The organism is Vitreoscilla stercoraria DSM 513 (assembly GCF_000382305.1).
GTDB lineage: Bacteria > Pseudomonadota > Gammaproteobacteria > Burkholderiales > Neisseriaceae > Vitreoscilla > Vitreoscilla stercoraria.
In genome coordinates this window covers 34,906-55,310 of the sequence record NZ_KB908024.1, presented here as the reverse complement: position 1 = coordinate 55,310, position 20,405 = coordinate 34,906, and the positions used below count along the sequence as shown (strand labels likewise).

At 45.2% G+C, this 20,405-nt stretch carries 22 protein-coding genes and 1 tRNA gene; 12 read left to right on the top strand and 11 right to left on the bottom strand.

The features are described from left to right. Positions 1-7: 7 nt before the first annotated feature. Together H150_RS0106425 and H150_RS0106420 are read right to left on the bottom strand one after the other, a co-directional pair. Positions 8-442 (bottom strand): RrF2 family transcriptional regulator, encoded by a 435-nt coding sequence (locus H150_RS0106425; RefSeq protein ID WP_026353532.1) that lies wholly within the window; start codon positions 440-442, stop codon positions 8-10. A gap of 205 nt (positions 443-647) precedes the next feature. Further along, entirely contained in the window at positions 648-1,358 is a 711-nt protein-coding gene (locus H150_RS0106420; protein WP_169708869.1) for a hypothetical protein, read from the bottom strand. A 450-nt stretch (positions 1,359-1,808) separates the two neighbouring features. On the opposite strand from H150_RS0106420, the gene H150_RS0106415 reads away from it, so the two are divergent. Genes H150_RS0106415 through glmS form a run of 3 tightly spaced genes read left to right on the top strand, consistent with a single transcriptional unit; the run spans position 1,809 to position 5,362 of the window. Then, positions 1,809-2,054: a hypothetical protein gene (locus tag H150_RS0106415; protein ID WP_019958233.1), complete on the top strand. Its 246-nt coding sequence runs from the start codon at positions 1,809-1,811 to the stop codon at positions 2,052-2,054. Between the two features lie 56 nt (positions 2,055-2,110). Next, on the top strand, positions 2,111-3,475 hold the full coding sequence (glmU, locus tag H150_RS0106410; RefSeq protein WP_019958232.1) for a bifunctional UDP-N-acetylglucosamine diphosphorylase/glucosamine-1-phosphate N-acetyltransferase GlmU: 1,365 nt from the start codon (positions 2,111-2,113) through the stop codon (positions 3,473-3,475). A gap of 45 nt (positions 3,476-3,520) precedes the next feature. Next, positions 3,521-5,362 (top strand): glutamine--fructose-6-phosphate transaminase (isomerizing), encoded by a 1,842-nt coding sequence (glmS, locus tag H150_RS0106405; protein ID WP_019958231.1) that lies wholly within the window; start codon positions 3,521-3,523, stop codon positions 5,360-5,362. Positions 5,363-5,473: 111 nt separating this feature from the next. Here glmS and H150_RS13900 read toward each other — a convergent pair whose 3' ends face one another. Continuing rightward, positions 5,474-6,490, bottom strand: coding sequence for a metal-dependent hydrolase (locus H150_RS13900; protein WP_019958230.1), 1,017 nt, complete (start codon positions 6,488-6,490; stop codon positions 5,474-5,476). 100 nt (positions 6,491-6,590) lie between these two features. Here H150_RS13900 and H150_RS0106395 point away from each other — a divergent pair, with 100 nt between their 5' ends. Beyond that, complete coding sequence (locus H150_RS0106395; RefSeq protein WP_051083009.1) at positions 6,591-7,148, top strand: DUF1285 domain-containing protein; 558 nt, start codon at positions 6,591-6,593, stop codon at positions 7,146-7,148. Positions 7,149-7,286: 138 nt separating this feature from the next. On the opposite strand, the gene H150_RS0106390 is transcribed toward H150_RS0106395, so the two are convergent. Together H150_RS0106390 and H150_RS0106385 are read right to left on the bottom strand one after the other, a co-directional pair. Further along, positions 7,287-7,362: transfer RNA gene (locus H150_RS0106390), tRNA-Asn, on the bottom strand. 68 nt (positions 7,363-7,430) lie between these two features. Continuing rightward, complete coding sequence (locus tag H150_RS0106385; RefSeq protein WP_026353531.1) at positions 7,431-10,283, bottom strand: Rne/Rng family ribonuclease; 2,853 nt, start codon at positions 10,281-10,283, stop codon at positions 7,431-7,433. 508 nt (positions 10,284-10,791) lie between these two features. Here H150_RS0106385 and H150_RS0106380 point away from each other — a divergent pair. The 5 genes from H150_RS0106380 (at position 10,792) to H150_RS0106360 (ending at position 14,518) form a co-directional block, all read left to right on the top strand. Further along, on the top strand, positions 10,792-11,778 hold the full coding sequence (locus H150_RS0106380; protein ID WP_019958227.1) for an RluA family pseudouridine synthase: 987 nt from the start codon (positions 10,792-10,794) through the stop codon (positions 11,776-11,778). After that, complete coding sequence (locus tag H150_RS0106375; protein ID WP_019958226.1) at positions 11,747-12,418, top strand: HAD-IA family hydrolase; 672 nt, start codon at positions 11,747-11,749, stop codon at positions 12,416-12,418. The genes H150_RS0106380 and H150_RS0106375 overlap by 32 nt, the downstream gene beginning before the upstream one ends. Beyond that, positions 12,415-13,389: a signal peptide peptidase SppA gene (sppA, locus tag H150_RS0106370; RefSeq protein WP_019958225.1), complete on the top strand. Its 975-nt coding sequence runs from the start codon at positions 12,415-12,417 to the stop codon at positions 13,387-13,389. The genes H150_RS0106375 and sppA overlap by 4 nt, the downstream gene beginning before the upstream one ends. Before the next feature lie 95 nt (positions 13,390-13,484). Beyond that, positions 13,485-13,829 (top strand): CidA/LrgA family protein, encoded by a 345-nt coding sequence (locus H150_RS0106365; RefSeq protein WP_019958224.1) that lies wholly within the window; start codon positions 13,485-13,487, stop codon positions 13,827-13,829. Continuing rightward, positions 13,826-14,518, top strand: coding sequence for an LrgB family protein (locus tag H150_RS0106360; protein ID WP_019958223.1), 693 nt, complete (start codon positions 13,826-13,828; stop codon positions 14,516-14,518). Before H150_RS0106365 ends, H150_RS0106360 begins: the two co-directional genes overlap by 4 nt. Positions 14,519-14,568: 50 nt before the next feature. On the opposite strand, the gene H150_RS0106355 is transcribed toward H150_RS0106360, so the two are convergent. Further along, positions 14,569-14,844: a hypothetical protein gene (locus H150_RS0106355; RefSeq protein WP_019958222.1), complete on the bottom strand. Its 276-nt coding sequence runs from the start codon at positions 14,842-14,844 to the stop codon at positions 14,569-14,571. Positions 14,845-14,932: 88 nt separating this feature from the next. Beyond that, a complete protein-coding gene (gene gluQRS / locus H150_RS0106350) occupies positions 14,933-15,847 on the bottom strand; it encodes a tRNA glutamyl-Q(34) synthetase GluQRS (RefSeq protein WP_040755737.1) in 915 nt (304 codons plus the stop codon). Between the two features lie 28 nt (positions 15,848-15,875). On the opposite strand from gluQRS, the gene tsaB reads away from it, so the two are divergent. Genes tsaB through H150_RS0106335 form a run of 3 tightly spaced genes read left to right on the top strand, consistent with a single transcriptional unit; the run spans position 15,876 to position 17,865 of the window. Further along, positions 15,876-16,553 (top strand): tRNA (adenosine(37)-N6)-threonylcarbamoyltransferase complex dimerization subunit type 1 TsaB, encoded by a 678-nt coding sequence (gene tsaB / locus H150_RS0106345; RefSeq protein ID WP_019958220.1) that lies wholly within the window; start codon positions 15,876-15,878, stop codon positions 16,551-16,553. Then, positions 16,547-16,966 (top strand): GNAT family N-acetyltransferase, encoded by a 420-nt coding sequence (locus H150_RS0106340; RefSeq protein WP_019958219.1) that lies wholly within the window; start codon positions 16,547-16,549, stop codon positions 16,964-16,966. Before tsaB ends, H150_RS0106340 begins: the two co-directional genes overlap by 7 nt. Beyond that, complete coding sequence (locus H150_RS0106335; RefSeq protein ID WP_019958218.1) at positions 16,960-17,865, top strand: uracil-DNA glycosylase family protein; 906 nt, start codon at positions 16,960-16,962, stop codon at positions 17,863-17,865. Before H150_RS0106340 ends, H150_RS0106335 begins: the two co-directional genes overlap by 7 nt. 53 nt (positions 17,866-17,918) lie before the next feature. Here H150_RS0106335 and H150_RS0106330 read toward each other — a convergent pair whose 3' ends face one another. From H150_RS0106330 to H150_RS0106315, 4 genes are all read right to left on the bottom strand, one after another. After that, entirely contained in the window at positions 17,919-18,374 is a 456-nt protein-coding gene (locus H150_RS0106330) for a ClpXP protease specificity-enhancing factor (RefSeq protein WP_019958217.1), read from the bottom strand. 9 nt (positions 18,375-18,383) lie between these two features. After that, positions 18,384-18,989 (bottom strand): glutathione S-transferase N-terminal domain-containing protein, encoded by a 606-nt coding sequence (locus tag H150_RS0106325; RefSeq protein WP_019958216.1) that lies wholly within the window; start codon positions 18,987-18,989, stop codon positions 18,384-18,386. 95 nt (positions 18,990-19,084) lie between these two features. Continuing rightward, positions 19,085-19,549: a pyrimidine dimer DNA glycosylase/endonuclease V gene (locus H150_RS0106320; RefSeq protein ID WP_019958215.1), complete on the bottom strand. Its 465-nt coding sequence runs from the start codon at positions 19,547-19,549 to the stop codon at positions 19,085-19,087. Positions 19,550-19,627: 78 nt separating this feature from the next. Continuing rightward, the gene (locus H150_RS0106315; protein WP_019958214.1) at positions 19,628-20,374 is read right to left on the bottom strand and encodes a Nif3-like dinuclear metal center hexameric protein; all 747 of its coding nucleotides are present in this window, start codon (positions 20,372-20,374) and stop codon (positions 19,628-19,630) included. Positions 20,375-20,405 lie beyond the last annotated feature (31 nt).

Genomic DNA, 20,405 nt, shown 5'->3' with positions numbered 1-20,405 from the left:
ACAATCTTCATGCTCTCAAACGCAAACCATTGTATTGAGCAGGATTCAAATCCGCTAGATTATAGCGATTCAAACTTTGATAAAACATTTCTAAGGATTCTTGAAACACTTCAGGCAAACAATGCAACATCGGCAAAACACCACATTCCACCTCGCTTAAGCGCATTTGCATGGATTCTTGCTGATATTTTTTTTCTAAATGCCGAATCAATTCACCCAAAAAATACTCTTGCGGCAATCTTGCCAAGGCAATCCCACCATATTTACCACGCATGGTAACCAACCATTGCTGCTGCCCCATAAAATGTACCACTTTGACCAAATGATTTTTTGAAACCTGTAAATCATCTGCGATGCGCGCAATAGTCGTACTGGGCATATTATGGTAACTAAGATAGATTAAAACCTTCAAACCCAAATCGGTAAATCGGCTAATTTGCATTTTTATCTCTTTTTTGTGCTTGAATACACGAAAAATACGTTCGGATATTCAAGATAAATAATGTACCGACAGACATCTGTTTCATCAAAAAATTCAAATTTAATATTTGCATTTTTCAATCACATTCAAAAATGTCATTTTAGTGAACACTTTAAATATCTTGAATATCGCTCAAGCATCCAAAATCGACTTGATTCCGATTTTTTTAACGGGTTTCAATAGCATTAAAAAGGCGACGCAAACCTGCAGAAGCATTCGAAGGCTCACCTTGCTGTACCAATACCAAAGTTTCAGCCGAGCCATCACTAAAACCCAACACCACATTCGCTTGGTGGGCTTGTGCCATGTGTTTTAATACTGCATAAGGCACATCAAAATATTGCTTTGACAACTGACGATTGTCATTGCCATCGATTTGCTCCGCTGGCCAAGTAGCCACTTGATTTAAAACCACCGCCCCATCAACTTCAAATTGGATGCTGCTCATGTCTTTTTGAGCTTTGTCATATACAAACAAACGCACCTCATCTCGGGCTTGATTGTGCCAGCGAGCTTCCAAAATATTGGCAGAATGTGTAACACCATGGGTATTCATCATAGAATATGGCAGCATCCAATAATATTGACTGCGCTCATCGATACCTTGACGGGTATAAATACCATGAGTGGCATCAAAAGAATGAGGATCGGCCATTAATGTGACCGCTTTAGGCTCTTGATTGACGCGCAAAATATTCTCACTGGACTCCAAATCCAGCCCACACGGTCTGGCAAAATGCTCACCAAATTGCGCTTTAACTTCTGTATAATTCAGATGACAAGCATTACCTGATGCATCTGTCACCAAATGTGGGCTAGTACATGCGCCCAACAATATGGCGCAAGCTGCCATAGATATTGTCCATATTTTTTTCATCGTGGTTTGCCTACTTGAAAATATTATTAAAAATGCATTCGTTATTCAATATTGAATCTGTTTTCATATTCATTTAACACCAAGAATATTGCTTTTATACTGGGTCCAGTATGATGAAATCATTTTATAAAGTAAATTCCCTATTATGACTCACCAGATTGAGCATATTGAAATGTCTTCTTTAAAAGATTATGGCAATCTAAACCAAACAAAAAAGCTTTTATGATATTAATTTATATAGGCATTTAATCCACAGCAGAAAAAAATATATCTTTCCATCTCACTGAAATGTTTTTAGCCATAGTAAAACCATACCAAGACACTTAACGAACCGACCTAAAATATGTCATGATACTGATATATTTCATACAAACAACCCCAATAACCACTGATTTTAGATTGTTTAATCTCTTATCCAAGGTTCACAGATTGCAGTTACAGGGCACATTTATGCAAAAATACAGAATTTTCTTATACATTACTTTATTGGCATGTCTTAGTGGCTGTAGCTGGAACACCTATACTAAAGACGATGGTAGCACGGGTTTTCGCGCCAATCACTCAGCGTCTCAAGCAGTCTATTATGAAGATGGTACTTATTCATCCAATATGAATTACAACCAATACCGTCCTGTACGCCATACAATGACTCATGCCAATCAGATGCAAGCTTCTGAGCGTGTGACTTGGCCATAAAATCCATCCTATCAATTTCTCATATTTAAATATTAAACAACCATAAAGTGCTGTATATGAATGACTTGCTACATATTGTGATTTTAGCTGCGGGCAAAGGCACCCGCATGTATTCCAAACTTCCTAAAGTGTTACATCAAATCGGTGGGATACCATTGGTACAACACGTCATCAATACAGCTCAATCGCTACAACCTGCATCTATACAAGTAGTCATTGGTCATGGCAAAGAATTGGTACAAGACCAAATCCAGAGCCCTGTGACTTGGGTTATCCAAGACCAACAATTGGGTACAGGTCATGCGGTAAAATGCGCTTTGCCTCATTTACCCAAAGATGGCAAAACTTTGATTTTATATGGTGATGTCCCTTTGACCGATGCAGCCACTTTAAAACAATTGTTGGATTTGGCAGGCAATGAAGTCGGTTTGTTGACCGATGTTTTAGAGCAGCCGCAAGGCTATGGTCGCATCATTCGCAATGAGCAAGGTATTTGTGCCATTGTCGAGGAAAAAGATGCCGATGCCAACCAAAAACAAATTCAAGAAATCAATACTGGTATTTTGGTTTTGCCCAATGCCAAATTGGAAAAATGGCTCAACACCTTACAAAACAGCAATGCCCAAGGCGAATATTATTTGACCGATGTGATTGCACTGGCAGTGCAAGACGGTGTCACCGTACATGGCATGACTGTGCGTGCAAGCCATTTGGCTGCAGGCATCAACAACAAATTGCAATTGGCTGAAATCGAACGCATTTACCAAGCAGAACAAGCGAAAGCTTTGATGACCGCGGGCATCACGTTGCGCGATCCTAATCGTTTTGATTTGCGTGGCACTTTGCAACATGGTTTAGACTGCATCATTGATGTCAATGTCGTTATCGAAGGCGATTGCGTCTTAGGCGATGATGTTCACATTGGTGCCAACTGCGTTTTGAACAATGCTACCATTGGTTCAGGCTGCCAAATCGCACCATTTAGCCATTTAAGCGATTGCGTTGTCGGCACAGATGCTCGCATTGGCCCATTTGCACGCTTGCGCCCTAATGCACAATTAGGCAACGATGTTCACATTGGCAATTTTGTCGAAGTGAAAAACAGCCAAATTGGCAACGGCTCTAAAGTCAACCATTTAAGTTATATTGGCGATGCCCAAATTGGCACCCAATCTAACATCGGTGCAGGTACAATTACTTGCAATTACGATGGTGTGAACAAATTCAAAACCACCATCGGTGACCATGTTCGTATCGGTTCAGGTTCGATGTTGGTGGCACCTGTCACCATCCACAACTTAGTGACCACAGGCGCAGGCAGCGTGATTACCAAAGATTGCCCAGAAAACCATTTGAGCATCGGTCGTGCACGCCAAACCAATATTGCCAATTGGAAGCGTCCTGAAAAACAAAACAAATAACCCCATCTTACTTGAATCATTCAAAAAATTTTAAGGAATACAGCTATGTGTGGCATTGTTGGCGCCATTCGCCAAGACACCAATGTGGTGGAATTTTTAGTTGATGGCTTAAAACGCCTAGAATACCGTGGTTACGACTCTTCTGGCATTGCCGTCAATACAGGCAACAGCATTGAACGTGTGCGCCGTACAGGTCGTGTGGCTTTGATGGAAGAAGCAGCACAAGAAGTCGGTTTGAATGGCTTGTTGGGTATCGGTCATACGCGCTGGGCAACCCATGGCGGCGTGACAGAACCGAATGCCCATCCTCACATCTCAGGCGGCTTGATTGCAGTGGTTCACAACGGCATCATTGAAAACTTTGAAACCGAACGTGAACGCTTGCAAGCTTTGGGTTATGAGTTCACCTCACAAACCGATACTGAAGTCATCGCCCATGCCATTCATTACGAATACACCCATGCTGCACAAGGTGATTTGTTCGCTGCGGTACAGGCCGCTTGTCAACATTTTCATGGTGCTTATGCCATTGGCGTGATTGCTACTGACAAGCAAGACCAATTGATTACAGCCCGCATGGGTTGTCCATTGTTGGTGGCTTTGGGTGAAAACGAAACCTTTATCGCCTCTGACGTATCGGCAGTGATTTCTCAAACGCGCCGCGTGGTGTTTTTAGAAGATGGCGACATTGCTAAATTATCAACCAATGGCATCGATATCTTGGTTGACAAAAACCGCCAAGTTGCCGAGCGTACTGTGCGCGTTTCGGAATTGTCTTTGGCATCATTGGAGTTGGGTCTTTACAACCACTTCATGCAAAAAGAAATCCACGAGCAGCCAAAAGCCATTGCAGATACTGCTGAAGTATTGATCAATGATGTGTTTCGTCCTGAAATTTTTGGCGAAAAAGCTGCCGAAGTGTTTGCTGAAATCGACAGCATCAAAATTTTGGCGTGCGGCACCTCCTATTACGCAGGCTTGACCGCCAAATATTGGTTAGAAAGCATCGCCAAAATTCCAACCGACATCGAAATTGCCAGTGAATACCGCTACCGTGACGTGATTGCCAATCCAAAACAATTGGTGGTGACCATTTCCCAATCAGGCGAAACTTTGGACACAATGGAAGCGTTGAAATACGCACAATCTTTGGGTCACACCCACAGTTTGTCGATTTGTAACGTGATGGAAAGCGCTTTGCCACGCGAAAGCGAATTGGTGTTTTACACGCGTGCAGGTGCTGAAATTGGCGTGGCATCGACCAAAGCCTTCACCACGCAATTGGTGGCTTTGTTTGGCTTGTCTGTAACTTTAGGCGTTTTGCGTGGTCATGTGAATGAGCAACAGCAACACGATTATGTGGAACAATTGCGCCAATTGCCGGGCGACATTCAACACGCTTTGAATTTAGAGCCACAAATCGTCACTTGGGCACAGCAATTTGCCAAAAAATCTGACGCATTGTTCTTAGGTCGTGGCATTCATTATCCTGTGGCTTTGGAAGGTGCTTTGAAACTCAAAGAAATCACTTACATCCACGCCGAAGCATATCCTGCGGGCGAATTAAAACACGGTCCGTTGGCTTTGGTAGACGAAAATATGCCTGTGGTTGTGATTGCACCGCACGACAAATTGCTCGACAAAGTCAAAGCCAATATGCAAGAAGTCAGCGCGCGTGGCGGTGAATTGTTTGTGTTTACCGATTTAGACAGCAATTTCAATGCTTCCGAAGGTGTACACGTCATTCGCACCCCACGTCATGTCGGCGTATTGTCACCGATTTTGCACACCATTCCGGTGCAATTGTTGTCATACCATACTGCTTTGGCGCGTGGTACCGACGTCGACAAGCCTCGCAATTTGGCCAAATCTGTAACTGTTGAATAATGCTTTTTGAATGATGAAGCGTCCTGTAAATGTTTACAGGACGCTTTTTTATTTGGCAACATGCCCTACTATTCACCAATCATTCATCTTACCAAAGCCAATATGAATGCTTTAATGAATACCCCAAATGCGCTGTTTCAAATACGCCCATTCTTGTGGCACATCCGCACGAGTTTGTTTTTGTACTGGCATTGCTAATTCTTGCCATTGTCCATTTTGCCACTGCCCTACGACAAAATTAAACGTGTAATTCGGGTAACGTCCCATGCGCACATCACTGATGATTAACTGATTATCCTGCACCGTCGCAATTTGAAAACCTTGATTGAAACGCTGCAAACGCTGTACCGATTGCCAATGCTCGGCGGCTTTGAGTGCTACAACATCACTCTCGACTTTAACCCATGCAATGGGCTGATCAGCAGCGTCCTGTAACAAAGAATAGTCCCCACTGAGCACGCCATCAGGCGTTTGCACCACCACTTGCCATAGCAAAGTGTTCAAAGGCGTGGCACCAATCAAACGTGGTGCAGCATCCAAACGCATTTGGCTTAATTGAGCATCCACTTTTTGCCACACATACATTTGCGCCGCCAAGCTCCAAGCCAAATACAAACCACTGAGTGCCAAACTGCTGAGCAATATTTTTTGACTCACCCAAGCTTGTGGCCATAACCACGCCCACAATGCACCGAACAACAACGGCAAAGTAAACATGGGGTCAATCACAAACATATTGCCCCACATAATCGTTTGTTCACCAAACGGCCAAAAGAGCCATGTACCATAAACATTGAAACAATCTAAAATAGGATGCGTGACCAATGCCAAAAAAATCGCCCAAAACCAACGTTTAGGCGCTTCAGATGTGCGTGAGCCGACTCTGCTGCGACAAAACCACCAAATCAATATTGCGACCAATGGCAACAGCAATAAACTGTGTGAAATGCTGCGATGCACTGTCATTTTGATGACAGGATTGTCATTTAACAAATTTAATGGAATCACGTCCAAGTCAGGCAAGGTTCCCAAAGCCGCGCCTGCAGCCAATGCTGCCCGTCGATGGCGACGAGGAACGATAGCGGCAGCAATGACCGCACCTGTGAGCAATTGAGTCAATGAATCCATGTATGTCCTTTGCATTGCTTTCAGGACGCTGGTGGCTTATCCTGATTGGATTAAAAAATATTACGCCTTGAGCATAACCTACTTTGTGAAATGGGTTTTTATGAATTTACAACAAACTGCCGCTTATCTCAGCCAAACCCAAACCGAAAAACGCATACCCCCCGTTGATCAATGGCATCCCCCATTTTGTGGCAATATGGATTTAATCATCAAAGCCAACGGACAATGGTGGCACGAGGGCAGACAAATGACCCGACAAGGTTTGATTGATTTGTTTGCTTCGGTTTTATGGCGGGAAGGTGATGAGTATTTTTTAAAAACGCCCGTCGAAAAAATCGGCATCTGCGTGGAAGACGTGCCTTTGTTCATTGAAGATGTGAACTTGTTAACGCTGGCAGATGGACAATACATCGAATGCATCACTACACACCAAGACAAAATCATTTTGAATGCGGAACATGGTTTGATTTTGCGTGATTATCAAGGACAAATCCAACCGTATGTGCCGATTCGCTTTGGTTTAGAAGCCAAAATCATGCGCCATGCATTTTATCATTTGATTGACTGGTGCAATTTGTCAGAACAAGATGGACAAACCGTTTTGAGTATTCCTATGGGACAAAAGATGCAACATCTCAGCGTCGTTGGAGAATTATAAAATTTAAGATAACCATTCAATTTACAGGCCGCTTTTTACCAGCGCCCTGTAAATTTTTAGGCTACATGACCAAGCTTTAAATCATGACAATTTTAGACAAACGTAAAAAAGCCCAGCTAGAAGCTGGGCTTTTAAATTTGGCTCCCCGACCTGGGCTCGAACCAGGGACCTGCGGATTAACAGTCCGTCGCTCTACCGACTGAGCTATCAGGGAATAGCTAAGCATTATAATGTTAGTTATAATGCTCGTCAAGCATTTTTTAACGCTTTATAGTGAATTTTTTATAAAAATTCAGACTTGGTTTCAATCAGCTGCATTTGCTCAGGCGCAATGGCTTCTGCTTCAACCACTTGCGGCAAATCCGAACGACGCAAACCAGTCACTTCTTTAGGTGTCATCGTCCAATCTTTTACCAAAGCAGCCTCTGTTTGTACCCATTGTAAGCCACCCAAATCAATTTGCGACGCGACTGCTTCGATGTCTAAAACCACAGCAGTGATACTAGGCAAAACGATTTTAGCCACTTCTGCCGCTTTTTCAGCCACAGGTGCTTGCGCTACCTCAACCACAGGCGTTGCAGGTGCGACGCTCACAGTTGCCTCTGTTGGTTTTGGCTTTTCAGGACGCTGCGGTTTGGCTTTAACAACGTCAATAGGCGCCGATTTTGGCAAGCCCAACACATCAGCAGCCACATCTTGCACATGGTGCACAATCTCAGTGATATTGATTTCACCTGAATGGGCTTGTACACGCGGCGGTTCTTGACGGCGCGCAGCTTTTGGCACAATCAAACCTTCATCCACCAATACCGTATAAGCAGTACTGCGCACACGACCTGCAATTTGCTTCACATTGATGCGACGCATCACATCTTTGGCACGTACAGGACGGTCATTGCGTGGCGGACGCGCTTGACGTTGCTTGTTGTTGCCCTTAGCCAGTTGAGCTGGTTCTGCTCCAGGCTCACCATTCAAATGAATCACCAAAGGTTTTTCATTGTTACTTTGGTTTTTCGCCTCTGTCGCGCCTTGTGTCATCTCTGGATGCGGCTGCGATTTCTGGCGTTGATTGCGACGACGATTATTGCCCTGAGTACGGGTTTCCGTAGTAGCCACATCGTTGGTCTCTGGCGCAATCGGCGCTGAAGATGACTCAACCACAGGCTCTTGGGTCATTTGCTGTGCCGACGTCAACTCACCTTGGTGGCGACGATTTTGGCGACGTTTTTGATGCCCTTGAGCTGGTTTTGGCTCTATGTCTACAGGAATATCCGCTTCAGGACGGATGGTTTCAATCTCGTCGATGTCGTCATCGCGGCGAGGTTGTTGACGGCGCTGTTGGTGGCGCTTCTTTTGCGGTCTATGAGTAGTCTGTGCAGACGACGCCGTGTTTTGTCGAGGCGTGCTTGCTGCGGCCGCAGGTTGTGGTTCTTCAGTTTTAGGGCCACTGAACAAACCTTTGAACCAAGCTACCAAATTGGCCCAGAAACCACCTTTTTTAGGTTCTTCAGTCTTAGACTTACTTTCCGGCGCAGGCTCGTCATGGCGAACACCTTTCACCGCTGGTTCTGGTTTTTGGATCTTGGCTTTTTGTGCTGTGCTTAAAATCGGTGCTGCTTCTGGCTCTGCATCCACTTTGCGGTAACTCGGCACATCGTCTTCGATGGCGTCGTCAATGCGGATACGTTCGATTTTGTAATTAGGCGTTTGCAATTGGGTGCTTGGAATCATCACCACATTCACATCCAAACGCTCTTCAATGCCGAACAATTCCGAACGCTTTTCATTCAATAAGAAAGTCGCCACATCCACAGGTACTTGTGCATGCACAGCCCCTGTGTTGTCTTTCATTGCTTCTTCTTGAATGATGCGCAAAATATGCAGTGCAGAAGATTCCACACCACGAATCACACCCGTACCACCACAGCGTGGACACGCGGCATGTGTAGATTCACCTAATGAAGGTTGTAAACGCTGACGTGACAATTCCAACAAACCAAACTTAGACAATTTGCCCATTTGTACACGAGCACGGTCTAAACGCAACGCATCGCGCAAAGTTGCTTCTACATCGCGTTGGTTTTTCGGGTTTTCCATGTCGATGAAGTCGATCACCACCAAACCACCAATGTCACGCAAACGCAATTGACGGGCAATTTCTTCTGCCGCTTCTCGGTTGGTTTTGAATGCCGTGTCTTCAATGTCTGCACCCTTGGTTGAGCGCGCAGAATTGACGTCGACTGAAACCAAAGCCTCAGTATGGTCAATCACAATCGCACCACCTGAAGGCAAACGTACTTCACGCGAGAAAGCCGTTTCAATTTGGTGTTCGATTTGGAACCGACTGAACAGTGGAATGCTGTCTTCGTAGCGTTTGACGCGATGCAAATTATTCGGCATCACATAAGACATAAATTGAGACACTTCTTCATGCACTTCGGCAGTGTCTACCAACACTTCACCAATGTCACCTTTGAAATAATCTCGAATGGCACGAATGACCAGCGAGCTTTCCAAGTACAACAAATACGGGTCGTGGTGTTCTTCACCGGCTTGGGCAATCAATTCCCACAAGCGCAATAAATAGTTTAAATCCCATTGCAATTCTTCGGTGCTGCGACCAATACCTGCGGTACGCGCAATCAAGCTCATGCCTTGAGGAATGTCTAAGTCTGCCATCGCTGCTTTGAGTTCTTGACGCTCATCCCCTTCAATGCGACGAGAAACACCGCCACCACGAGGATTGTTAGGCATCAACACCAAATAACGACCTGCCAAGCTGATGAATGTGGTTAAAGCAGCACCTTTGTTGCCACGCTCGTCTTTTTCCACTTGCACAATGACTTCTTGACCCTCGGTCAAAACATCTTGAATGCGAGCACGACCACCTTCATAACCTTTGAAATACGAACGGGAAACTTCTTTGAAGGGTAAAAAACCGTGGCGGTCAGTACCATAATCAATGAAACAAGCCTCTAAAGATGGCTCGATGCGGGTGATGATACCCTTGTAGATATTGCCTTTGCGTTGCTCTTTACCGAGAGTCTCGATTTCCAAGTCAACCAGATTTTGACCGTCGACAATAGCAACCCTTAGCTCTTCGGCTTGAGTTGCATTGAATAACATTCTTTTCATAAGAAAAACCTCGTTTTATGCACTCACGAGGCACACGCAATCAGTATTTGACAATGGCTTTTAGCACCATACCTGAAGAAGTTCCACCTAAAAGATCAATGCGCAATGCGCTAAAGTGTCAGTTGACATAAAAGCGAAGATCTACGACCGCTTTGTGAATCTAACTGGTTACCGTCTTCTTATTTGCTTAAGCTTGTTGATTCCTCACATCTGCGCGACGCGTCTTACGAGCAGAAAAAACAAATACTTAAGGGGTCAAACTTAATTACTTAAATCACATCTACTGGTTACAGATGCGACAGAGGCTGATTCGAGTGCATTGATTGTTGTTTATATTTAAATACGTTAACATCAATGTTTCGCCACGCATTAACAACATGCCTGACGAATGGTAATTTCGCCTTTTGAAGACACATGACTATCATGCCCTCAAAATACACAGCCGTTTGTGATTTTGATTTTGTTTTAAAAAGGTCTATCACGAACAAGCTGAAAGATTATAAGCAAGATGGTTTCAATAAGCAAAGACTTAGTTAATTTTTTAACCATAGGTGACGAGGACGCCGGTCAGCGCTTGGACAATTTTTTAATTAAAATTCTCAAAGGCGTCCCTAAAAGCCACATCCAACGCATCATTCGTGCTGGTGAAGTACGGGTGAATAAAAAACGTGCTCAAGCCACTACCCGTTTGGTCGATGGCGATGTCGTTCGCATCCCTCCTGTGCGCATCGCCGTGAAAAATGACACATCAAATCAAAAATCTATACCCGCCAAAGAGTTTGAAATTGTGTATGAAGATGACTGGTTATTGGTCATCAACAAACCTTCAGGCGTGGCTGTACATGGTGGCAGTGGCGTGAATTTTGGTGTGATTGAGCAAATGCGCCAAGCCCGTCCTGAAGCACGCTATTTGGAATTGGTACACCGTCTGGACAAAGACACATCTGGTTTGCTGATGATTGCCAAGAAACGCTCTTGTCTGGTGAAATTACACGAATTGTTGCGTGACCATCACCCTTACAAAAGCTATATCGCTTTGGGGATGAGCTTATGGCCAGACAAAATTCGCCATGTCAAAGAACCTTTGTTCAAATACACAGGTGCACAAGGCGAGAAAATGGTGCGCGTGTCTGCCGATGGTCAATTTGCACATACTGTCTTCGATGTTTTAAAAACATTTGCCTTGCCTCAAAACATGGGTCAAGCCTCGTTAATGCGTGCGGTATTGAAAACAGGGCGCACCCACCAAATTCGCGTACACATGCAATCTCAAGGCTGCCCAATTGCGGCAGATGAACGCTATGGCGATTATGATGCCAATCGTCAATTGCAAAAATTGGGTTTAAAACGGATGTTTTTACATGCACATCAATTGAAATTTACCCATCCAATGACCGATGAGCCTTTGCATTTATTGGCACCTTTACCCAAACCTTTGAAACAGTTTTTGGAAACTTTGAGCAATGAACAAACCGTATCAAGCCTTAATCTTTGATTGGGATGGCACTTTAGCAGACTCCACTTCGACAATCGTCCAAGCCGTTCAGGCCGCTTTTCAAGACAATGATTTGCCGCCACCATCGAATGAAGCCGCCCAACACATCATTGGCTTGGCATTGCCCAAAGCCATGGCATATTTGGCACCGACAGCCAGCGAACTGCAATTGCAAAACTTGGCCGAAGCTTACAAACGCCGCTTTTTACATCCTGACAATACCATGCGTTTGTTTGAAGACGCCAAAGCCTTATTGCCCAGCTTGCGCCAAGACTATTGGCTCACCGTAGCCACAGGCAAAAGCCGCCGTGGTTTAGACCGAGCACTACAAGAAGTCGGCTTGAATCAAGGCTTTTTCTTAGCCACTCGCACCGTAGACGAATGTGCTTCCAAACCATCACCCGACATGATTTTAAGCTTGTGTGATGAATTGGGTTTAGAACCCAAAGATTGTTTGATGATAGGCGATACGACCCATGATTTATGGATGGCACACAATGCAGGCTGCGATGCAGTTGCTGTTTTGTGTGGCGCACATACACGTGAAACCTTACTCAGCGCACCACACGTTGCCATGGTGGATGATTTCCAAGGCTTTGTGAACTGGCTACAAAGCGGCCTGAAAGTTGAAACAGTATGAAAATTCGATTGCCCAATGGCGAACTCAAAGAGGTTGGCTCCGAGCAGCAAGGTTCTTGGGAACAACGCACTTTAGAAAAATTATTACTTGAAACTTACAAACAAAACCGCCGCGCCAGCTTGTGGAAATGGGTGGGGCGCGCGGTTTGGTTGGTGTTGTTCTTGATATTGATTAGCGTGATGGCTGGCGGCAATAAAAATGTTGGTGCCATCGCTAAAAAACACACTGCCGTCATCGACCTTGATGGCGTGATAGACAGTAACAACGACACTGCCACCAAAATCATCGAAGGCATGGAAGCGGCTTATAAATCGCCCAATGTTAAAGGCATTATCTTGCGTGCCAACAGCCCCGGTGGTTCACCAGTCATTTCCAAAGTCGCTTTCGATGAAATTCGCCGCTTGAAAGCTGCCAATAAAAACATTCCCGTTGTCGTGGTGATGGAGGATGTGTGCGCATCGGGCTGTTATTACATCGCCAGCGCCGCTGACAAAATTTACGCCAATCCATCCAGTTTGGTCGGCAGCATAGGCGTGATTTCAGGTGGTTTTGGCTTTACAGGCTTGATGGAAAAATTGGGCGTAGAGCGTCGCTTGAAAACAGCAGGCGAAAACAAAGGCATGGGTGACCCATTCACGCCTGAAAGCCCAGAACAAAATCAAATTTGGCAAGACATGTTGACCGACATCCACCAACAATTTGTGGCGGCAGTCAAAGAAGGTCGTGGCAACAAAATCAAAGATGCCGAAAACCCTGATGTTTTCAGTGGACGCGTGTACACGGGCGAACAAGGCAAAACAGTGGGTTTGGTCGATGAGTTTGGCAGCATTTACACCGTTTCACGCGATGTTTTCAAAGCACCTGACATGGTCAATTACACGCCTAAAGACAGTTTTTCCAACTCATTAGGTCGTCAATTTGGTGTGCAATTGAAATCAGCCACCGATGCTTATTTGCAACCTTCTTGGTAAAGTTGTTATGCTTATCAAATAAAACAAGCGTTCTGTAAGGTTTACAGGACGCTTGTTTATCTATAAAAAAATCAATACATGCACAAAGGAGCAACATGATTAAAGGCTTGTTGGCGATTTCTGCTGCCTTGGCAGTCGGAGAAGCCATTGTTTATCTGACCCAATGGCCACTGCCTGCCAGTGTTTTGGGATTGATTGCGTTATTTTTGGCTTTGCAATTGAAGTGGGTCAAAATAGAAGAATTGACCGCCATCACCGACTTTTTAATGCAACATTTGGCCTTGTTTTTAATTCCACCTTGCGTGGCATTGATTACCCATTTGGACTTGATTCAACGAGATTTTTTCGCACTATTGGGCGCAAGCGTCTTAAGCTCGGTGTTGCTGATTTGGGTCGTGGGTTGGATAGAACAATTATTGGCACCTAAGGAGCGTTCATGAGCTTCTTAACCCAACCGTTGTGGATGTTGTTCACCATTTTGGCGGTATATCAGTTTGCTTTGTGGCTGCGCAAAACGTCAGGCAGCGTGTGGTTGCCACCGATTTTGACTTGTACAGTGGTCTTGATTGCTTATTTGAAATTACTCAATATTGATTACAGCCATTTTGAAGCTGGAGCGGACATGGTGGCGTTCTGGCTCAAGCCTGCTGTTGTCGTTTTGGCAGTGCCTTTGTACCAAAGGCGCGACAAAATCATCAAGCTGTGGCTGCCTATCACCATTTCACAACTTGTCGGTGCAATGGTCGGTTTGGTGTCAGGCGTGTGGCTGGCAAAAATGTTTGGCGCATCCGACATCGTGGCACTGTCATTGGCTGCCAAGTCCGTGACTAATCCAATTGCCTTGGAAATTACCCAAAGCTTGGGCGCGATTCCTGCCATTACGGCGGTGGGTGTGATTTTTGCAGGCTTGGTAGGGCAAATCATCGGTTTTAAATTATTAGAAATCGCCCGCATTCGCCGCGCTAGCGCACAAGGCTTGGCTTTGGGTTCAGCGTCGCACGCATTAGGCATCAATGCCGCTTGGCAAAAAGGCCCTGAATACGCAGCTTACGCCACCTTAGGTTTGATTTTCAATGGCATTTTGAGTGCAGCCATTGCGCCTTATTTGATTCCTTGGTTATTTGGATAATCTAAAAAAGCCGCTTGATTCAGGCGGCTTTTTTTGTATGTGTTACATCCTTAAGGCTTGCGTTTGGGCGCATTTGGATCAGGCTGTAAAGGCGCATGATCTATGATGACATCTTTGGCAGAATCAGATTGCTTGCGCTTTAAGCTTTTTTTAGCCATTTTTTTCGCAATCAAACTCACACCTACGCCAGCGACCGCACCATAAATCGAACGCCGCCCTAAAAATTTAGCCACCGCTATGCCTGTTGTGGCAGCAGTAGCCAAGGCCGCCGCTTTGGATTCAGAATTGCGACCGATCGCATGCAATAACATCGCCAATTTGCTCATTTACCCACTCCTCACACAAAAATCAATTTGCTTGTATTCAATAGAATATGAGAGATGCCCACGCGCTTTCAAGTTCCATGACGCAATTTTACACCACCACTTGGGCTTCAGGACACACTTGGTTAATATCCCAATACAAGGTCGCCCATTGTAACAATTGCTCACACGTCATTTGGCTTTCAGGACGCTTGGGTAAACCCAAAATATCCAAGATTTGGTTCATCAAAGCCTCTTTTGCTGACCAATTCAAAGCAGGTGCCAAGGTTTGCTTAGACCATTTTTGTCCTTCTGCATTAGTGAGCAACGGCAGATGTGCATAATGTGGTGTTGAAAAACCCAATAATTGCTGCAAATGCAATTGTCTTGGTGTGGATACCAACAAATCTTGTCCTCGCACCACATGCGTCATGCCTTGCTCGGCATCGTCCACCACCACCGCCAATTGATACGCCCACCAACCATCGGCTCGTTTCAACACAAAATCGCCTACTTGCTTGGCCAAATTTTGCTCATAATGTCCCACAATCGCATCGTCAAACCCGAACACCGCATCAGGCACCCGCACCCGCCAAGCAGCTTGTTTGTCGGCTTTGGCGATACGCCAGCTTGCATCTTCACAACGACGCGGATACACCCAACCATCCACACCCATCACAGGCTTGGCAGCTGCAATGTCTTTGCGACTACAAAAACAAGGATACACCACATCTTGCTGTTGTAATTGTTCCAACACAGCTTGATACGCTGCATGGCGCTGGTGTTGGTACATCACCGCCCCATCCCACGTTAACGAAAACGCTTCCAAAGTACGCAAAATATCGTCGGCAGCGCCTGCCATTTCTCGCGGCGGATCCAAATCTTCCATGCGCACCAACCAAATGCCTCGCTTGGAACGGGCATCTAAAAATGATGCCACCGCAGTCAATAATGAACCAATGTGCAAGCGTCCTGTAGGACTGGGTGCAAATCTGCCTATATATGGTTTTGAGTCTGTTATAATCATGTCTTTAATGTAGTGCTGATAACTTGCAATGAATGCTGATTTTTCCCGCCCCGTATTGGCAATAGACACCTCCACTTCTTACCTTTCTTTGGCCATTTATGCACAAGGTCAAACATGGTCACATCATGAAGAAGTCGGTACCAAACAATCTGCCTTGATTTTACCCGCTTTAGACGCTTTGTTAAAACAAGCATCCTTAAGTCGCCAAGACTTAGGTTGCATCGTGTATGCACAAGGTCCTGGTGCTTTCACGGGCTTGCGTATTGGTTTGGGCGTAGCGCAAGGTTTGGCTTTGGCACAAAATTTGCCTTTAATCGGCATCGACTGTTTGGAAGCCATCGCTTCATTGGCAACCAACGAAGCGTATGTATTGGCTGCCAGCGATGCGCGCATGGGCGAAGTATTTTATGCTTGGTTCAATACGCAAAACTTGACGCGTTTAAGCGAAGACATGGTCGGTAAAGCCCAAGACATTGCCTTGCCTGAAGGCATCACGACCGCCACAGGCATCGGCAATGCTTATAATGTGTATGCCGAACAATTGCCTGTTACAGGACGCTCAGACATGCCAACGGCAGTTGATTATTTGAATTTGGCTTTGAGCGGTCGTTTTGAAGCCACCGACGCCAGCGCCGTGCATTTGCGTTATGTGCGCAACAAAGTCGCCTTAACCGCCATCGAACAAGCTGCTCGCAAAACATGTTGATGCGCCCTGCAAACGGTGATGATTTGCCACAATTGGCGGCATTAGAAGCGGCCTGTAACCCACATCCATGGACGCTCAAGCAATTGCAACAAAGCTTAGCGCAAGACAGCATCGATGTCATAGAACACGATGGTCACATTGTCGCTATGCTAGTGAGCAAAAGTTTGTTTGCAGAAGCGGAAATTTATTTAATCAATACCGCTGTCACTTTTCGCCGCCAAGGTTTGGCCAAGCAATTGATTGCCTATTTGCAGCAACACAACCAACGCATTTTCTTGGAAGTGCGCGCCAGCAATCGCACCGCTCAATGCGCTTATGCCTCTTTAGGCTTTCAACAAATTGCCATTCGCCGCGCATATTATGTTTGTGACGAAGGGCGTGAAGATGCTTTGATTTTGGAGTGGTCATGTTAAGTGGGCAACACATACATTTGCACCAAGCATTGGGTTTAGGTCCAATGTGGCTCAGTCATGAGGCTTATGTTTGCGATGCGCCTGAGCATGCGATGACTGTTGTGTCTACTGCTGCACCTGTGTTAGCAATCGAGACCACTTCGGTGTTACAGGACGCTTTACAGCAGCGTCCTACTCCCAAAGCTGCCCAAGCCATTCCCATCCAAACACCTGCACCCACACCTGCACCGCAAACCAAGCCTGTGCCAGCGGAAGCCGTACAACGCAAAGTCACGCAACGTGCTGCCAATTTATTGGCCATCATTGCCCAAGCGCAGCATCAAAATCCCAAAACCACCACCACAGCCGCAAAAACTCCAACGACCAGCACCAAAGCCGATTACAGCCAAGACACATTGACCAGCTTGACACACAAAATTCGCCATTGCCAATTGTGTGATTTGTCTGCCAATCGTCGCCAAGCGTTGGTTGCGCACGAAATCAGCGATTGTCGCTTGATTGTGGTCTTGCCGCAGCCGTCTTTGGAAGATGACATCCATGGGCATTTGCTCAGTGGTGAGATTATGGAAATGTGGCAAAAATTGATTAAAGCCATCGGTCTGACATCGCAGCAAGTGTATGTGACCAGTGCCATCAAATGCTCACCGAATTTAGAATTGGTCGCCAAGCAACACCATGCTGCGCAATGTCGCTCGTATTTAGAACGTGAGTTGCAATTGTTGCCTAAAGTACCTGTATTGTTATTGGCTGAAAACCAAGAACGCTTGTGGCAACGTTTGCAAGAATGGTGCGGTAGCGAACGCTTGTTCCGCATTCCCCACCCTTCTAAAATGCAGCGCAATCCTGCCATCAAACGCAGCGCGTGGGAAACTTTGCAAAAACTGCAACCACACTTATAAAATGATTTAACAGACATCAAAAAAGCCGCTGAATCAGCGGCTTTGACTTTGACTTATTTGACGATTTTCAAGAAACTGCTTGCAGGTTTTTCTGTATCCTCATGTGGTGCATCTGTGACTTCTGCATGTTCTGATTTGGACAACAATGCCATTTCAGGCGTGGTCTCTTCTGTGGGCTGTTGTGCCTCTTCAGGCTCATATGCTTCCACATCAAAACCCATGCCCGCATTGTTTTCGCGTGCAAAAATGCCCAAAACATGTCCAACAGGAATCCAAATGTCTTCTGCTTTACCACCAAAACGTGCTTCAAAATGAATCCACTCATTGTCTATCAACAAGCCTTTGCAGGCACTTGGACTGATATTCAAAATAATTTGCTCATCTTGCACAAATTGGCGCGGCACTTGGGTGTAATGGTTCACCCAAACCGCAATGTGTGGCGTAAAACCATTGTCCACACACCAATCATACAAAGCACGTACCAAATAAGGTTTGGTTGAAGTCGTCATGATGTTTCCTTAACGGCGCATCGCTTTTTCAGCTGGCGTCAATGCTTCAATAAAGGCATCACGCTGGAACAAACGCTCTGCATATTTGAGTAAAGGCGCTGCCGATTTACCCAATTTGATACCGTAATGATCCAAACGCCACAACAATGGTGCCAAAGACACATCAATCATCGAAAACTCTTCGCCCAAAACGTATTTTTGTTTGGCAAACACAGGCGCAATCAAAGTCAAACCTTCAGTCAACGCATCACGCGCGCGTTCTTGCTCTTTTTTGGTACTGGCTGCATTTTCCAACACTTGTACATGGCTGAACAATTCACGTTCCAAACGGTATAAGAACAAACGACCACGCGCACGCTGAATCGGATCGGCTGGCATCAATTGAGGGTGTGGGAAACGCTCATCAATGTATTCATTGATGATGTTAGACTCATGCAAAACCAAATCACGCTCTACCAAAACAGGTACTTGGTTGTAAGGATTCATCAAAGCCAAATCTTCTGGCTTATTGAAAATGTCCACGTCTTTGATTTCAAAGTCCATGCCTTTTTCAAACAACACGATGCGACAACGTTGGCTAAATGGGCAAGTAATACCTGAATATAAAATCATCATAATAAAGAGCACTCCTACTAAAAAAGTTAATCTTTTGTATTATAAGAAATTTTTATCAAAAAAGCCAGTTTAAGAGTTTAAGCCATTGAATCCAATCAAGATATACTTCGGAGCAAGCTGTTTAAAAAAACTTCTTTATCGCTGTTTTGCGCTGCGGTCTTCGTCAACCAAAAATTTTTTAAAGATTCAAACAATTCAATAGGATAATCTTTTTGCCCACACACCCACTTTTCATACAAATTGAAAAAACACACATTCAAATATGCACCGTCATGGTGTTTGGCAAAAGGCTGACGAGGTAATTGCGATGGTTTAAGCGTCCTGTAAACTGCAAAATATGCCTCATACTTGTCCCAAGCCCGAATCTGAAAGCCTCGCGCTTGCATTTGCGCAACCACCATCAAACTGTATGCATACAAATCCTCTTTCGGATATTCGTAAACATAATTGATTAACACATGTTGGTCTTCTTTGGCATAAATGCTGTTTAACTCACGCCATTGTGCTAAAAGCTGGCTGCGCGGTAAATACGGCAGCAAATCATGGTGCCACAAACGCATGTTGATTCCTTTTTTTAGACATTCAAGCCAATAACGCCGCCATAAAGCGGTGTGATGAAGATTGGACTGAGGCTTTGCTTAAGCAGGATTGGCTTCATCAAAAAATTGATGCGCTATGCCAAACTCAACTTCAATCGCGCTAGCCAAAGCTTGAATGCCGTAACGCTCGGTAGCATGGTGTCCTGCGGCAATAAACGCCACATCAGTTTCGTTCGCCAAATGGTATTGCGCTTCCGAAATCTCGCCCGTGATATAAGCATCCACGCCCGCATCAATCGCGTCCTGAAAAAAGCCTTGCGCCCCACCCGTACACCAAGCCACACGCTGGATTGGTTTTTCAGGACGCCCAATCACAGTAGGTTGGCGCTGCAAAGCCGTTTCAATTTGCTGATTAAAATCCGCCAAACTCAAAGCGTCCTGTAACACGCCTTGCGCCAACAAATTTTGATGTCCAAATTGTGCTTGCATTTTCAAACCCAAAACATGCGCCAATTGTGCATTGTTGCCCCATTGCGGATGCGCATCCAAAGGCAAATGGTAGCCTGCAATGTTCAAACCTGCTTGCATCGCCGTTTGAATGCGTTTGAATTTCCAATCGGTAATCACTGTCGGTTCACTTTTCCAAAACCAGCCGTGGTGCACAAGCAATAAATCCGAACCATTAGCCACTGCCGCTTCAATTGCCGCCAAGCTCGCTGTCACCGCACAAGTGATATGCCCAATCTCGGCTTTGCCTTGCAATTGCAAACCATTGGGGGCGTAATCTTTGAATACATCGACCTGTAATTGGTTGTGTATCCACGTCATCAATTCATTGCGTTGCATTGTCTTCTCCTTACAGGACGCTTGATTTTCA